Origin of the sequence: Streptomyces sp. NPDC093598 (assembly GCF_044764825.1) — a bacterium.
In the GTDB taxonomy this organism is placed as follows: domain Bacteria; phylum Actinomycetota; class Actinomycetes; order Streptomycetales; family Streptomycetaceae; genus Streptomyces.
Genome location: NZ_JBIWIV010000001.1, coordinates 547243 through 563431, shown reverse-complemented (window position 1 = coordinate 563431; position 16189 = coordinate 547243). Strand labels below are relative to the sequence as shown.

General features: G+C 69.8%; 12 protein-coding genes. 7 read left to right on the top strand and 5 right to left on the bottom strand.

Features of this window, described 5'->3' with window-relative positions:
- Positions 1–17: 17 nt before the first annotated feature.
- Positions 18–1379 carry a type I glutamate--ammonia ligase gene (gene glnA, locus ACIRDU_RS02570; RefSeq protein WP_033312643.1) on the top strand — a complete coding sequence of 454 codons (1362 nt, stop codon included), beginning with the start codon at positions 18–20 and terminating at the stop codon, positions 1377–1379.
- Positions 1380–1603: 224 nt separating this feature from the next.
- Here the strand turns inward: glnA and ACIRDU_RS02565 are convergent, their stop codons facing one another.
- The 3 genes from ACIRDU_RS02565 to ACIRDU_RS02555 all read right to left on the bottom strand — a co-directional run bounded on the left by ACIRDU_RS02565 (position 1604) and on the right by ACIRDU_RS02555 (position 3615).
- Positions 1604–2440, bottom strand: a complete 837-nt coding sequence (locus ACIRDU_RS02565) for a class I SAM-dependent methyltransferase (protein WP_403573348.1) — start codon at positions 2438–2440, stop codon at positions 1604–1606.
- 39 nt (positions 2441–2479) lie between these two features.
- Positions 2480–3103, bottom strand: a complete 624-nt coding sequence (locus tag ACIRDU_RS02560; protein WP_403573345.1) for a glyoxalase — start codon at positions 3101–3103, stop codon at positions 2480–2482.
- Between the two features lie 65 nt (positions 3104–3168).
- Positions 3169–3615 (bottom strand): VOC family protein, encoded by a 447-nt coding sequence (locus tag ACIRDU_RS02555; RefSeq protein WP_403573342.1) that lies wholly within the window; start codon positions 3613–3615, stop codon positions 3169–3171.
- Between the two features lie 333 nt (positions 3616–3948).
- Between ACIRDU_RS02555 and ACIRDU_RS02550 the strand changes: the two genes are divergently transcribed.
- Positions 3949–6957, top strand: a complete 3009-nt coding sequence (locus ACIRDU_RS02550) for a bifunctional [glutamine synthetase] adenylyltransferase/[glutamine synthetase]-adenylyl-L-tyrosine phosphorylase (RefSeq protein WP_403573339.1) — start codon at positions 3949–3951, stop codon at positions 6955–6957.
- On the opposite strand, the gene ACIRDU_RS02545 is transcribed toward ACIRDU_RS02550, so the two are convergent.
- Entirely contained in the window at positions 6936–7835 is a 900-nt protein-coding gene (locus tag ACIRDU_RS02545) for a phosphatase PAP2 family protein (RefSeq protein WP_403573336.1), read from the bottom strand. The two genes, ACIRDU_RS02550 and ACIRDU_RS02545, sit on opposite strands and share 22 nt — an antisense overlap.
- Positions 7836–7928: 93 nt before the next feature.
- On the bottom strand, positions 7929–8963 hold the full coding sequence (locus tag ACIRDU_RS02540; RefSeq protein ID WP_403573334.1) for a LacI family DNA-binding transcriptional regulator: 1035 nt from the start codon (positions 8961–8963) through the stop codon (positions 7929–7931).
- A 390-nt stretch (positions 8964–9353) separates the two neighbouring features.
- Here ACIRDU_RS02540 and ACIRDU_RS02535 point away from each other — a divergent pair, with 390 nt between their 5' ends.
- The 5 genes from ACIRDU_RS02535 (at position 9354) to ACIRDU_RS02515 (ending at position 16008) form a co-directional block, all read left to right on the top strand.
- Entirely contained in the window at positions 9354–10622 is a 1269-nt protein-coding gene (locus tag ACIRDU_RS02535) for an extracellular solute-binding protein (protein ID WP_403573331.1), read from the top strand.
- Positions 10623–10740: 118 nt separating this feature from the next.
- The gene (locus ACIRDU_RS02530) at positions 10741–11745 is read left to right on the top strand and encodes a carbohydrate ABC transporter permease (RefSeq protein ID WP_403573328.1); all 1005 of its coding nucleotides are present in this window, start codon (positions 10741–10743) and stop codon (positions 11743–11745) included.
- A gap of 15 nt (positions 11746–11760) precedes the next feature.
- Positions 11761–12669: a sugar ABC transporter permease gene (locus tag ACIRDU_RS02525; RefSeq protein ID WP_403573326.1), complete on the top strand. Its 909-nt coding sequence runs from the start codon at positions 11761–11763 to the stop codon at positions 12667–12669.
- A 145-nt stretch (positions 12670–12814) separates the two neighbouring features.
- Entirely contained in the window at positions 12815–14515 is a 1701-nt protein-coding gene (locus ACIRDU_RS02520) for a glycoside hydrolase family 13 protein (protein WP_403573323.1), read from the top strand.
- A 119-nt stretch (positions 14516–14634) separates the two neighbouring features.
- Positions 14635–16008: an alpha-amylase family protein gene (locus ACIRDU_RS02515; RefSeq protein WP_403573320.1), complete on the top strand. Its 1374-nt coding sequence runs from the start codon at positions 14635–14637 to the stop codon at positions 16006–16008.
- Positions 16009–16189 lie beyond the last annotated feature (181 nt).

Below are 16189 nucleotides of genomic sequence, written 5' to 3'. Positions count from 1 at the left end.
GGATGGGGAAGCGGAAGATGGACAAGCAGCAGGAGTTCGTGCTCCGGACGTTGGAGGAGCGCGACATCCGGTTCGTACGCCTGTGGTTCACGGACGTGCTGGGCTTCCTCAAGTCCGTCGCCGTGGCCCCGGCCGAACTGGAACAGGCCTTCGACGAGGGCATCGGCTTCGACGGCTCCGCGATCGAGGGCTTCGCCCGGGTCTACGAGTCCGACATGATCGCCAAGCCGGACCCGTCGACCTTCCAGATCCTGCCCTGGCGTGCGGAGGCCCCGGGCACGGCACGCATGTTCTGCGACATCCTCATGCCGGACGGCTCCCCGTCCTTCGCCGACCCGCGCTACGTGCTCAAGCGCGCCCTGGCCCGCACCTCCGACCTGGGCTTCACCTTCTACACCCACCCGGAGATCGAGTTCTTCCTGCTGAAGGACCGGCCGCTGGACGGCAGCCGTCCCACGCCCGCCGACAACTCCGGCTACTTCGACCACACCCCGACCAACGTCGGCATGGACTTCCGCCGCCAGGCGATCACCATGCTGGAGTCGATGGGCATCTCGGTGGAGTTCTCCCACCACGAGGGCGCGCCGGGCCAGCAGGAGATCGACCTCCGCTACGCCGACGCGCTGTCCACCGCCGACAACGTCATGACGTTCCGCCTCGTCATGAAGCAGGTGGCGCTGGAGCAGGGCGTGCACGCGACCTTCATGCCCAAGCCCTTCTCCGAGCACCCCGGCAGCGGCATGCACACGCACCTGTCGCTCTTCGAGGGCGACCGCAACGCCTTCTACGAGTCGGGCTCGGAGTACCAGCTCTCCAAGGTGGGCCGCTCCTTCATCGCGGGCCTGCTGCGGCACGCGGCGGAGATCTCCGCGGTGACCAACCAGTGGGTCAACTCCTACAAGCGCATCTGGGGCGGCGCTGAGCGCACGGCGGGTGCGGGCGGTGAGGCCCCCTCGTACATCTGCTGGGGCCACAACAACCGCTCGGCGCTCGTCCGCGTCCCGATGTACAAGCCCGGCAAGACGGGCTCGGCGCGGGTCGAGGTCCGCTCCCTCGACTCCGGCGCGAACCCGTACCTGGCGTACGCGCTGCTGCTGGCCGCGGGCCTCAAGGGCATCGAGGAGGGCTACGAGCTCCCGCCGGGCGCCGAGGACGACGTCTGGGCCCTCTCCGACGCGGAGCGCCGCGCCATGGGCATCGAGCCGCTCCCCCAGAACCTCGGCGAGGCCCTGACCCTCATGGAACGCAGCGACCTCGTCGCCGAGACCCTCGGCGAACACGTCTTCGACTTCTTCCTGCGCAACAAGCGGCAGGAGTGGGAGGAGTACCGCAGCGAGGTCACCGCGTTCGAGCTGCGGAAGAACCTTCCGGCGCTGTAGGCGCAGCTCAGGGCGGGTTCCCGCCGAAATGATCCCTTGGGGTCGACGGTCGCGGACCGTCGGCCCCACTGCGTCTCGCGGGCGCCGGGCCGTCTCGTCGCGGTGCGGCCCCCTCGTCGGACGGCACCCGGAGGGCACCACGGCCACCGTCGGGCCGCCAGTGCTCACGCTGCGTGACAGGTGTGTATGGGAGACGTTCTGTCGGTGAGGGCTGGGGCGAGCAGTCACGCTGCGGTCGTTTGAGGTGACACCGCTCGCAGCGAGTAGAGGATCGGGAGACAGGTGTCGCTGAACGGGAACCGGTAGGTGCCGTCGGGTCCCTTGGGCAGGATGCGGCGTCCGTTGAAGTCGGCCTCGGTGTGCTCGCCGAGCCGGTCCACGATCAGCCCTGCCGCGGCGGCCGCCGTCACGATCTCGCCCACCGAATGCGGGTACTGGACCACCTCCCGCGATGCCATCGGCAGGTCCGGATCGGCATACGTGCCCGTCACGGCTTCACGCTGGGGTTGACCGCCGCCGTAGGGCCAGTCGGCCACGAGCGGCTCGTAGGTGGCCAGTGTCTGGAACGCCGGGTGCAGGTCGACCAGTACCAGCCTGCCGCCGGGCCGCAGCGCCATTGCCGCACCATGCATCCACGCATCGAGGTCTCCGATCCACTCCAGCACCCCGTAGGTGGCGATCACCAGGTCGAACCTGTCCGCCAGGTCGGACGGCAGGTTCTGTGTGTCCGCCTCGACGAACTCGGCGGTCAGCCCGGCGCGCTCGGCAAGCTCGCGTGCCCGGACGATCGCCGTCGACGAGAAATCGACACCGGTGACTCTGGCGCCCAGACGTGCCCAGTTGAGTGTGTCCATGCCGAAGTGGCACTGCAGATGCAGCACGTCCTGGCCGGTCACATCACCCGCCAGCTCCAGCTCGATTCCGTAGAGCGTCTGCCGGCCGGCCAGGAACGAATCGACGTCGTAGAACGTGTCATTGGGAGTCGTGCCGTGTGCCCGGGCGAGGACATCCCAGAGGGCACGGTTCGCGGCGAGCTCATCATCGAGCGGCTTTCCATTCATGCCTGCAGTGTGGCAATAGCCCCACTGCAGGCACGGCGCTCACACCGACGCGTTCTCCGAAGCCGTCGTCCAGGCGAAGCCGTCCGGGTCGGTGAACGGTCCGGCGTCACCGCCGATGGTGAGGCGGTGCGAACCCGTGCCGTCGGGGGAGACGCCGGCGACCTTGGCGAGGCCGCGGCGCTTGTACAGGGCCAGCTTGACGGGGCCCTCGGTGGCGAACTCGACGTACTTGCCGCCGAAGCTCTTCCCCACGGCCAGACCGTGCTCGACGTAGAACTGCTTGCTGGCCTTCACGTCCTCGACGCCGAGCAGCAGGACGAACTCGTCGACCTGCCGGGTCGCCGGGCCGGTGTTCTTCTTCGACGACGAGGCGATCTGCCAGATCGTCCCGTCGGGGGCCTGCACGACGCCCCCATAGCCCCACAGGGACTTCGCGGCGGGCTTCAGCGTCGTCGCGCCGGTCTGCACCGCCGCCTCGACGAGGGCGTCCACATCGGCCGGCTGGGAGACCACGAGCGACAGCGTGAACCCGCGGAAGCCGGTGGTCGGCGCCTCCGAGGCGGCCAGGCGCAGCCGGTCGCCCAGGCCGAAGGCGGTCGAGTAGAAGCGATCGGCGGCGGCGGGGTCGGCCACCTCGAGAGTGACGGATGCGATGGAAGTCATGACTACGACGCTAATCGCGCCCGAGCACCCCTGCTTCTCGATTCCTGACCGGGTTCTCCGGGTGCTCAGGCCTGCTGCCGCTTCAGGTCCGCCAGCAGCTGATGCAGCGGCTCCGTGGCCCTGCGCCGGTACTCCTGCACCGCCCACCCGTTGCCGTCCGGGTCCTGGAAGTGCATGAACGTGGCGCCGTCGTCCGGCGAGTACTGGACCGGTTCGGAGACGTCGAGGCCGCGGGCGACCAGCTCCGCGTGGGCCGCCTTGATGTCGGCGACGCACAGTTGCAGGCCCTGGTAGGAGCCCGGGGCCGGGGTGGGGCCGGGGGCCATCTGCCAGATCGACTCGCCCAGGGCGATCGAACAGCCCGAACCCGGAGGGGTCAGCTGGACGATCCGCATCCCGGGCATGACCTCCTGGTCGATGTCCACGTGGAAGCCGACCTTGTCCCGGTAGAAGTCCCGGGCGCGGTCGATGTCGGTCACGGGCAGCGGGATGACTTCGAGAGTGATGTCCATGGCGTGACTCCTTCGTCCGGCCTCATGAGAACCGCGACCTCGTCCGGCTGAAGCCGGCTGAACGGCTCCCCCTCACCGAAGCCGAAAACGGTGTGCGGCGCCACCGAGTAGACGGCCGCGGGAACCGTGCCGTGGTGGAAATGGCCCTGTCGTCTCCCGTGCTGCCGGAAAACGCCGTACCTCGCCTCCCACGCCGCGGCCAGTCCCCGTAGCCACGCGCGCCCCGTCCGCCTGCCGAACTCACCAGCGCTTCCACCGGCCCGTGCCGTTAGGCTCAAAGCCGTACGACCTTGATCCGATGGACGTCCGAGGAACAGTGCGAGGGAGGCCCGGATGACGGCGGCGCCGGGGCGCAGGAGCAGTACCTTCACACGGCTGCTGCGGCACGGATTCACCGACGCGTCCGCCGCCGAGCGGCTTCTGGACAGCCTCGAGCTCGCGCCCCTGCGCGACGACCCGGTGCTGCTGGAGGCGCTGGGCGGCACCGCCGACCCCGATCTCGCGCTGCTCGGACTCGTCCGGCTGCTGGAGGCCCAGCAGGGCCCAGGCGCCCGCCGGGAACTGCTCGACACCCTGATCGCGGCCAAGCCGCTGCGCGACCGGCTGCTCGGCGTGCTCGGCGCCTCCACCGCCCTCGCCGACCACCTCACCCGGCACCCGGACGACTGGCAGGCGCTCGTCACCTACGAGGCGCGGGACCTGCACCCGGGCGTGGAGGAGTTCGAAGCCGGTCTCGCCCAGGCCACCGACCCGGTCTCCCTGCGCGTCGCCTACCGGCGCTGCCTGCTGTCCATCGCCGCCCGGGACGTGTGCGGCACCACCGGCGTCGCCGAGTCAGCCGCCGAGCTCGCCGACCTCGCCACCGCCACCCTGCGCGCCGCCCTCGGTATCGCCGAGGCGGCCGCGCCCGAGGACGCCGCCCTGTGCCGGCTCGCGGTCATCGCGATGGGCAAGTGCGGCGGCCACGAGCTGAACTACGTCTCCGACGTGGACGTCATCTTCGTCGGGGAGGCCACCGAGGGGACCGACGAGACCAAGGCCGTGCGCGCCGCCACCCGGCTCGCCTCGCACATGATGCGGATCTGCTCCGAGACGACGGTCGAGGGTTCCATCTGGCCCGTCGACGCCAACCTCCGGCCCGAGGGCCGCAACGGTCCCCTCGTGCGGACGCTCTCCAGCCATCTCGCCTACTACCAGCGCTGGGCCAAGACCTGGGAGTTCCAGGCGCTGCTCAAGGCCCGCCCGGTGGCCGGCGACCCCGACCTCGGCGAGGAGTACGTCGCCGCAGTCCAGCCCCTGGTGTGGAAGGCCGCCGAGCGCGAGAACTTCGTGCCCGACGTGCAGAAGATGCGCCGCCGGGTCGTGGAGAACATCCCCGTCGCCGAGGTCGACCGCCAGCTGAAGCTGGGCCCGGGCGGTCTCAGGGACGTCGAGTTCGCCGTACAGCTGCTCCAGCTGGTGCACGGTCGGGCCGACACCTCCCTGCGCAGCGGTACGACCCTGGACGCGCTGAGGGCCCTCGCCGCCGGCGGCTACGTCGGCCGGTCCGACGCGGCCCAGCTCGACGAGGCCTACCGATTCCTGCGCTCCATGGAGCACCGCATCCAGCTGTTCCGGCTGCGACGCACCCATCTCGTCCCCGAGGACGAAGCCGAGCTGCGCCGCATCGGCCGCTCCCTCGGGCTGCGTGCCGACCCGGTCGCCGACCTGCACCGCGAGTGGCGGCGGCACGCAGGTGTCGTACGCCGCCTGCACGAGAAGCTCTTCTACCGGCCGCTGCTCGACGCGGTCGCCCAGCTCGCCACCGGCGAGGCCCGGCTGAGCACCGAGGCGGCACGGGAACGCATGGTCGCCCTCGGCTACGCCGACCCGGCCTCCGCCCTGCGGCACCTGGAGGCGCTGGCCTCCGGCGTCACCCGCAAGGCCGCCATCCAGCGCACCCTGCTGCCCGTGCTGCTCGGCTGGTTCGCGGACTCGGCCGACCCGGACGCCGGCCTGCTGGGCTTCCGCAAGGTCTCCGACGCGCTCGGCAAGACCCCCTGGTACCTGCGGCTGCTCCGCGACGAGGGCGCCGCCGCGCAGAACCTCGCCCGCGTGCTGTCCGCGGGCCGTCTCGCGCCCGACCTGCTGATGCGCGCCCCGGAGGCGGTCGCACTGCTCGGCGACGGCGACGGCAGCGGCCTGGAACCCCGGCCGCGCGCCCACCTGGAGCAGGAGATACTCGCCGCCGTGCGCCGGGCCGACGGTGCCGCCCAGGCCGTCACGGCAGCCCGCGGGGTGCGCCGCCGCGAGCTGTTCCGCACGGCCGCCGCCGACATCGTCGGCTCCTACGGCACCGAGGAGCAGCCCGCCGAGGCCGACCAGGGCGCCCTGGTGGACCGGGTCGGGGCGGCGGTGTCGGACCTGACCGCCGCGACCCTGGCCGGCACGCTCCGCGCGGTCGTGCGCGACGGCTGGGGGGACGATCTGCCCACCCGGTTCGCGATCATCGGCATGGGCCGGTTCGGCGGCCACGAGCTGGGCTACGGCTCCGACGCGGACGTGCTGTTCGTGCACGAGCCGTGCGACGGCGTCGACGAGCGGGAGGCCTCCCAGGCGGCCGGCAAGGTCGTCTCCGAGATGCGCCGCCTGCTGCAGATCCCCAGCGCGGACCCGCCCCTGCTCATCGACGCCGACCTGCGCCCGGAGGGCAAGTCCGGGCCGCTGGTGCGCACCCTCAAGTCGTACGAGGCGTACTACCGCCGGTGGGCCCTCACGTGGGAGTCGCACGCGCTGCTGCGGGCCGAGCCCGTCGCCGGCGACGAGGACCTGGGCCGCCGCTTCGTCGAGCTGATCGACCCGCTGCGCTACCCGGCGGACGGACTCGCCGACGACGCCGTCCGCGAGATCCGGCGGCTGAAGGCCCGCATGGAGTCCGAGCGGCTGCCGCGCGGCGCCGACCCCAAGCTGCACTCCAAGCTCGGACCGGGCGGCCTGTCCGACGTGGAGTGGACCGTGCAGCTCATGCAGCTGCGGCACGGCGCGGCGGAGCCCGGCCTGCGCACCACCCGCACCCGGGAGGCCCTGGCCGCCGCCCGCACGGCCGGGCTCATCACGGACGAGGACGCGGCGACCCTCGACGAGGCCTGGGTCCTCGCGACCCGCGTCCGCAACGCGGTGATGCTGGTCCGCGGCCGGGCCGGCGACACCTTCCCCACCGAGCCCCGGGAACTGGCTGCCGTGGGCAGGTATCTGGGTTACGGCCCGGGCCACGCGGGCGACATGCTCGACGCGTACCGGAGGACGGCACGCCGGGCGCGCGGTGTGGTGGAGGAACTCTTCTACGGCATCTCCGAGCGCTGACACCCCCCACGGGTGCGCTCCACCCGGGCCGGAGGCCGGGACTCGTCCGGCCTGCGCGTCGGCACCACCTTCGGCAGCGCGTAGGGCTGCCTCCCGTACCAGAGCCGCGCCACCGTGAACCCGAAGGCCAGGCAGAGCACGCCGCCGACGGCATCCAGCCAGAAGTGGTTGGCCGTGGCGACGATGACCACCAGCGTCAGCGCCGGGTACAGCAGGCCCAGCACCCGCGCCCAGGGAACCGTCGCCAGCGCGAAGATCGTCAGCCCGCACCACACGGACCAGCCGATGTGCATCGACGGCATCGCGGCGTACTGGTTGGACATGTGCTTCAGGTCGCCGGACGCCATCGAACCCCAGGTCTGGTGGACCATGACCGTGTCGATGAAGGCGCCGCCGTTCATCAGCCGCGGGGGCGCCAGCGGATACAGGTAGTAACCGACCAGGGCCACGGCCGTGGTCGCGAACAGCGTCAGGCGGGTCGCCGCGTAGCGGCCGGGATGGCGACGGTACAGCCACACCAGAACACCCAGTGTGACGATGAAGTGGAGTGTGGCGTAGTAGTAGTTCATCCCGACGATAAGCCAATGCACCGAGTTCACGGCGTGGTTGACCGACTCCTCGACGGCGATGCCCAGATGGTGCTCGACCCGCCAGATCCAGTCGGCGTTGCGCAGCGCCTCGGCCCTCTGCTCCGGCACGGCGTTGCGGACGAGCGAGTACGTCCAGTAACTCACCGCGATCAGCAGGATCTCGAACCAGAACCGGGGCCGGCGCGGGGTGCGCAGCCGGCGCAGCTGACCACGCTCCGTTTCGGCCGCAACGCGATCCGGGAGGGCCGCTGCCAGGCCCTCCGGCTTCGTCACGGTCGTTTCACCCATAGGCGCAAAGTCTGCCAGAAGAGGACTTCTCCACCGATCATCCCGCGGCCCGGCCCGAGCCGCATGTCCTACGGCGACATCAGGCCACCGGGATCAGGAGCGACCGCGATCCCCAGGGGCCGAAGCGGTCGAACCGCGCACCACCAGTTCCGGCATGAACACGAACTCGCTGTGCGGCGCGGGCGTCCCGCCGATCTCCTCCAGCAGCGTGCGCACGGCCGCCTGGCCCATCGCCGGGACCGGCTTGCGGATCGTGGTCAGGGGCGGGTCGGTGAAGGCGATCAGCGGGGAGTCGTCGAAGCCGACCACGGAGACGTCCTTCGGCACGTCCAGACCGAGCTGCCGGGCCGCCCGGATCGCGCCCAGCGCCATCATGTCGCTGGCGCACACCACAGCCGTGCAGTCCCGTCCGATCAACGCCGTGGCCGCCGCCTGACCACCCTCCAGCGTGTACAGCGAGTGCTGCACGAGCTCCGTCTCCACGGTCCCGGCACCCAGGCCCAACTGGTCCTGCATACAGCGCACGAACCCCTCGATCTTGCGCTGCACCGGCACGAACCGCTTGGGCCCGAGGGCCAGACCGATCCGCGTGTGCCCCAGGGACACCAGGTGCGTGACCGCGAGGCTCATCGCCGCACGGTCGTCCGGGGAGATGAACGGCGCCTGCACCTTCGGCGAGAAACCGTCGACCAGCACGTAGGGCACGCCCTGGGCGCGCAGCCGGTCATAGCGCTGCATGTCGGCGGTGGTGTCGGCGTGCAGTCCGGAGACGTAGATGATGCCGGCGACCCCGCGGTCCACGAGCATCTCCGTGAGCTCGTCCTCGGTCGAACCGCCCGGGGTCTGGGTGGCCAGCACCGGCGTGTAGCCCTGCCGCGTCAGCGCCTGGCCGATGACCTGCGCCAGGGCCGGGAAGATCGGGTTCTCCAGCTCCGGGGTGATCAGCCCGACCAGCCCCTCGCTGCGCTGGCGCAGGCGCACCGGGCGTTCGTAGCCCAGCACGTCGAGAGCGGCCAGCACGGACTGGCGGGTGGTGGCGGCGACGCCCGGCTTCCCGTTGAGGACGCGGCTGACGGTCGCTTCGCTCACCCCCGCCTGCACAGCGATGTCGGCAAGCCGTGTGGTCACAGCACTGGACTGTAGCGGCCGGGGTTCTCCTTGCACACCGACGGGACGCCGGGTGCGCGCCGTCGCACGGCCCGCTGCGCGTTGCTGGGTCATCGCGATCCCTCGAAGTCGTGGTCGGCGTCCGATCCGCAACGGATGATTCCCCCGACGGAAACGGATGGCAAGTGCTTGCAGAGTCTTGCACAACCGTCCGACTGCCTGCCGAACCGGCGGAAATCAAGGCTTCAGGGCGATCGAGGAGAAGTCACGGCGGGATAACCATCCGCACCTCTTGCAACTTTTTGCTGCAAGGTCTTTCGCAACTCGTTGCAGCGCGGCTAATCTCACCGACGCCCGGCCGCCAACGGCGCAGTCGGCAGCACGAACGGGCTTCACCCTCAAGGAGAACTCATGCGGCGTGGCATAGCGGCCACCGCGCTGGTGGCGTCCCTCGCCCTGGCGGCGACGGCCTGCGGCGGAAGCGACAGCGGCGACGAGGCCGGCGGCCCGGTCACCATCACCTGGTGGGACACCTCCAACGCGACCAACGAGGCGCCGACGTACCAGGCCCTGGTCAAGGAGTTCGAGGCCGCCAACAAGGACATCAAGGTCAAGTACGTCAACGTCCCCTTCGACCAGGCGCAGGTCAAGTTCGACACCGCCGCCGGTTCCAAGGGCGCCCCGGACGTGCTGCGCTCCGAGGTCGGCTGGACCCCCGCCTTCGCCAAGAAGGGCTTCTTCGCGCCGCTGGACGGCACCGAGGCCCTCGCCGAGCAGGACAAGTTCCAGCCCAGCCTGATCGAGCAGGCCAAGTACGAGGGCAAGACCTACGGCGTCCCCTTCACCACGGACACCCTCGCCCTCGTCTACAACAAGGCCCTGTACAAGAAGGCCGGCATCGAGGCCCCCAAGACCTGGGACGACCTGAAGAAGGCCGCCGCCACCATCAAGGACAAGACCGGCGTCGACGGCTACTGGGGCTCCACCCAGGCCTACTACGCCCAGTCCTTCCTCTACGGCGAGGGCACCGACACGGTCGACGCCGACGCCAAGAAGATCACCGTCACCTCGCCCGAGGCCAAGAAGGCCTACGGCACCTGGCAGGGCCTGTTCAAGGGCAAGGGCCTGCACAAGGCCGACACCACCGCCGACGCCTACGCCCACATCCAGGACGCGTTCGTCAACGGCAAGGTCGCCTCGATCGTCCAGGGCCCGTGGGAGATCACGAACTTCTACAAGGGTTCGGCCTTCAAGGACAAGAACAACCTCGGCATCGCCACCGTCCCGGCCGGCTCCACCGGCAAGGCCGGCGCCCCGACCGGCGGCCACAACCTCTCCGTGTACGCGGGCTCGGACAAGGCCCACCAGGAGGCCTCGCTGAAGTTCGTGAAGTTCATGACCTCGGCGAAGGCCCAGGAGACCATCGCGCTGAAGAACTCCACGCTCCCCACGCGCGAGGACGCCTACACCGCGAAGGTCAAGGCCGACCCCGGCATCGCCGGCTACCAGGGCGTGCTGTCCTCCGCCCAGCCGCGCCCGGCGCTGCCCGAGTACAGCTCCCTCTGGGGCCCGCTCGACGACGAGCTCATCAAGATCGCCGGTGGCAAGGAGTCCCTGGACAAGGGCCTCGGCAACGCCGAGACCGCCATCGCCAAGCTGGTGCCGGACTTCACCAAGTGACCGCCGCGTGGCCACCGGGTCCCCCTGTCATGGGGGAGGGGACCCGGCGGCCACCGGCCCGCGCCTGCGCCCGGGCAGCCTCCCTTGACCTCCTTGAACCTCCAGAAGGTGTCGAACCATGACAGTCGCCATCGACCGAGCGACCGGCAAGCGGCACGGTGAGCGGGAACCGCGACCCGGGCCGGCCCAGCGGCTGAAGAACGGCTTCCACAAGCACTGGTACGCCTACGCGATGATCGCCCCGGTGGCCGTCGTCCTCGGCGTCCTCGTGGTGTATCCGCTGGTGTACGGCCTGTACCTCACCCTCACCGACGCCACCAGCCTCAACACCGCCCGCACCATCGGCGTCAACCACATCGACGCCACCTACAAGTTCATCGGCCTGGACAACTACGCCGACATCCTGTGGGGCCCGACGGCGTACGACCGCTTCTGGGCGCACTTCCTGTGGACGGTCTTCTGGACGGCGGCCTGTGTCGCCCTGCACTACGGCATCGGCCTCGGCCTCGCTCTGCTGCTCAACCAGAAGCTGCGCGGCCGCACCCTCTACCGGATGCTGCTGGTGCTTCCCTGGGCGGTGCCGACCTTCGTCACCGTCTTCGGCTGGCGGTTCATGCTCGCGGACGGCGGCGTCATCAACACCGCCCTGGAAGGCCTGGGCCTGCCGACGCCGCTGTGGCTGGAGGACACCTTCTGGCAGCGGTTCGCCGCGATCATGGTCAACACCTGGTGCGGTGTGCCGTTCATGATGGTCTCGCTGCTCGGCGGCCTGCAGTCGATCGACGCGAGCCTGTACGAGGCCTCCGAGATGGACGGCGCCAACGCCTGGCAGCGGTTCCGCTACGTCACCCTGCCCGGCCTGAGGTCCGTCAGCACGACGGTCGTACTCCTCGGTGTGATCTGGACCTTCAACCAGTTCGCCATCATCTTCCTGCTGTTCGGCAACACCGCCCCGGACGCCCAGATCCTCGTCACCTGGGCCTACCAGCTGGGCTTCGGGCAGCAGCCGCGCGACTACGCCCAGTCCGCCGCCTACGGAATCCTGCTGCTGTCCATCCTGATCGTCTTCACCTCCTTCTACCGCCGCTGGCTGAACCGCAACGAGCAGCAGCTCGCGATCTGAGGCAGGAGTCTCCCCATGAGTACGACCACCGTCGAGAGCTCCGCCCCGGCGACCGAGCGGCGCCCCGCGAACACCCCCGGCAAGGTCCGCGGCCGCGGTGAACGCAGCCGCGGGGCCTCCCTCGCCTCGCACGCCGTGCTGATCGGCGCGAGCCTGACCGCGCTCTTCCCGGTCGCCTGGCTGGTCTTCCTGTCCCTCGGCCCGGACAAGGACGACTACCTCCACCCCGGGCGCATCTGGGGCAAGATGACGCTCGACAACTACGCGTTCGTCCTTCAGGACACCAGCTTCTTCGACTGGCTGAAGAGCACGCTGGTCGTGGTGCTGGGCACCACGCTCATCGGCGTCGTCGTCGCCGCGTCCACCGGCTACGCGGTCTCCCGCATGCGGTTCCCCGGCTACCGCAAGCTGATGTGGGTGCTGCTGGTCACCCAGATGTTCCCGATCGCAGTACTGATCGTGCCGATGTACCAGATCCTCTCGGATCTCCAGCTCATCGACAGCTACCTTGGTCTCATCCTTGTCAACTGCACCACGATCGTGCCGTACTGCGCCTGGCTGATGAAGGGCTACTTCGACACCATTCCGTTCGAGATCGACGAGGCCGGCCGCGTCGACGGGCTGACCCCCTTCGGCACGTTCGCGCGGCTCATCCTGCCGCTCGCCAAGCCGGGCCTCGCGGTCGCGGCGTTCTACAGCTTCCTCACGGCCTTCGGTGAGGTCGCGTTCGCTTCGACGTTCATGCTGAGCGACGACAACTACACGTTCGCCGTCGGCCTGCAGACGTTCGTGAGCGAGCACGACGCGCAGCGCAACCTGATGGCCGCGACGGCTGTGCTGATCGCGATACCGGCCGCCCTGTTCTTCTACCTCGTGCAGAAGAACCTGGTGACCGGGCTCACCGCAGGTGGCACGAAGGGGTGACCGCGTGCCCCTCGGGGCACGGCCGAACCGCACTTCTCAAGCCCGAGGTGGCCGCGGTGCCCATCCGACCCCGCTGTGCCGCGGCCGCCTCGTCACCCCATCCACGCCTTCCATGACCGACCTCCTGTTACGCATCAAGGACGACATGAGCCAGCACTCAGCTGCACCTGCCCCCACCCCCACGTCCGCCGTGGCCGTCGCCAAGCGCCGCGACTGGTGGCGGGACGCGGTGATCTACCAGGTGTACCCGCGCAGCTTCGCCGACAGCAACGGTGACGGCATGGGCGACCTGGAGGGTGTCCGCACCCGTCTGCCGTACCTGCGCGACCTCGGCGTGGACGCCGTGTGGCTCAGCCCCTTCTACGCCTCGCCGCAGGCCGACGCCGGCTACGACGTCGCCGACTACCGTGCCGTCGATCCCATGTTCGGCAACCTCCTGGACGCCGACGCGCTGATCCGCGACGCCCACCGGCTGAACCTGAGGATCATCGTCGACCTGGTCCCGAACCACTCCTCCGACCAGCACGAGTGGTTCAAGCGGGCCGTCGCAGAGGGCCCCGGTTCCCCGCTGCGGGAGCGCTACCACTTCCGCCCCGGCAAGGGGGAGAACGGTGAACTGCCGCCCAACGACTGGGAGTCGATCTTCGGCGGCCCGGCCTGGACCCGCGTCACCGAGCCCGACGGCACGCCCGGCGAGTGGTACCTGCACCTCTTCGCCCCCGAGCAGCCCGACTTCAACTGGGAGCACCCGGCGGTCGGCGACGAGTTCCGCTCCATCCTGCGCTTCTGGCTGGACATGGGCGTCGACGGCTTCCGCATCGACGTCGCCCACGGACTGGTGAAGGCTGAGGGGCTGCCCGACCTTGGATCCCACGACCAGGTGAAGCTGCTGGGCAACGATGTCATGCCGTTCTTCGACCAGGAGGGCGTGCACGAGATCTACCGGCAGTGGCGGCTCATCCTCGACGAGTACGCGGGGGAGAGAATCTTCGTCGCCGAGGCTTGGACGCCGACCATCGAGCGCACGGCCCACTACGTCCGCCCGGACGAGCTGCACCAGGCCTTCAACTTCCAGTACCTCAGCACCCACTGGGACGCCGCGGAGATGCGCGAGGTCATCGACCGCACCCTGGAGGCGATGCGCCCGGTCGGCGCCCCCGCCACCTGGGTGCTGTCGAACCACGACGTCACCCGGCACGCCACCCGGTTCGCCAACCCGCCCGGCCTCGGCACCCAGATCCGCCTGGCCGGCGACCGGGAACTGGGGCTGCGCAGGGCCCGGGCCGCGAGCCTGCTGATGCTGGCGCTGCCCGGCTCGGCCTACATCTACCAGGGCGAGGAGCTCGGCCTGCCCGACGTCGTCGACCTGCCCGACGAGGTGCGCCAGGACCCGGCGTACTTCCGGGGCGCGGGCCAGGACGGCTTCCGCGACGGCTGCCGGGTGCCGATCCCGTGGACCCGGACGGGATCGTCGTACGGCTTCGGAAACGGCGGCAGCTGGCTGCCGCAGCCGGAGGGCTGGGGCGAGCTGAGCGTCGAGGCGCAGACCGGCGAGCCCGGCTCGACCCTGGAGCTGTACCGGGCCGCTCTCGCGGTGCGCCGCGAGCAGGCCGACCTCGGTGCCGGCACGTCGGTGGAGTGGCTGCGGGCGCCCGAGGGCGTGCTGGCCTTCCGGCGCGGGGAGTTCGTGTGCGTCGCGAACACCACCGGCGAGTCGGTGGCGATGCCGGCGTACGGCCGGGTCCTGGTGGCGAGCGGGGAGATCGTCGAGGTCGACGACGAGGCGAAGGTGCCGGCCGACACCACGGTGTGGTGGACCACCGCGACCGAGGGGTCCCGCGCCTGATTTTCCTTTGAATTTCGTACGGCCCGCTGCCCTTTCGGGTGGCGGGCCCTTACCATCTGCGTCACCGCAAGGTTTCTGAACCTTGCAGCAAGAACCTTCAACGAAGAAGGAAACCCCACATGGCACGCAGATTCCTCGCCACCGCCGTCGCGCTCGCCGCGGCTTCGGTTGTCATGACCCCGACTGGTGCGCAGGCCTCCCCACCTGGCACCAAGGACGTCACCGCCGTCCTCTTCGAGTGGACATTCGCCTCGGTCGCCCGCGAATGCACCACCACCCTCGGGCCCGCCGGCTACGGCTACGTCCAGGTCTCCCCGCCCGCCGAGCACATACAGGGCTCGCAGTGGTGGACCTCGTACCAGCCGGTCAGCTACAAGATCGCCGGCCGGCTGGGCGACCGCACGACCTTCCGGAACATGGTGGACACGTGTCACGCAGCCGGTGTGAAGGTCGTTGCGGACACCGTCATCAACCACATGGCAGCCGGCAGCGGCACGGGTACCGGCGGCTCGTCGTACAGCAAGTACACCTACCCCGGCCTCTACTCCGCGCCCGACTTCGACGACTGCACCGGTCAGATCGGCAACTACCAGGACCGCTGGAACGTCCAGCACTGCGAACTGGTCGGCCTCTCCGACCTCGACACGGGCGAGAACCACGTCCGCGGCGCGATCGCCGGCTACATGAACGACCTGCTCTCCCTCGGCGTCGACGGCTTCCGTATCGACGCGGCCAAGCACATGGACGCCGCCGACCTGGCGAACATCAAGTCCCGGCTGAGCAATCCGTCGGTGTACTGGAAGCAGGAGGTCATCTACGGCGCCGGCGAGGCCGTCCAGCCCACCGAGTACACCGGCAACGGCGACGTGCAGGAGTTCCGGTACGCCTACGACCTCAAGCGGGTCTTCAACAACGAGAACCTCGCCTACCTGAAGAACTACGGCGAGGGCTGGGGCTACATGAGCAGCGGTGCCTCCGGTGTCTTCGTCGACAACCACGACACCGAGCGCAACGGCTCCACCCTCAGCTACAAGGACAACGCCGATTACACCCTGGCCAACGTCTTCATGCTGGCCTGGCCCTACGGCGCCCCCGACGTCAACTCCGGCTACGAGTTCACCGACCACGACGCCGGCCCGCCCAACGGCGGCCAGGTGAACGCCTGCTGGCAGGACGGCTGGAAGTGCCAGCACAACTGGCCGGAGATCAAGTCCATGGTCGGCTTCCGCAACGCCACCCGGGGCCAGGCCGTCACCAACTGGTGGGACAACGGCGGCGACGCCATCGCCTTCGGCCGGGGCGGCAAGGGCTTCGTGGCCATCAACCACGAGTCGGGCTCCCTGACCCGGACGTACCAGACCTCGCTGCCGGCAGGGACGTACTGCAACGTGCAGAACAGCACGCGGGTGACCGTGAACAGCAGCGGTCAGATCACGGCCACCCTCGGCTCGAACACGGCCCTGGCGATCTATGCGGGGAAGTCCAACTGCTAGCCGCCGATACCCGGTTGCGGTGCGGGCGGGATTGACGCTTGCGGAACGCTGCCCTACGTTCCCTCCGCAGTGGCAACTCCCTGAACCCTGTTCGCGCCTCGAACACTCGCCCCTCGGAAACCCCGAGGGGCGAGCGACCGCATACCACTGGGAGCGCTCCCGTGACGGGACGGATCACGCT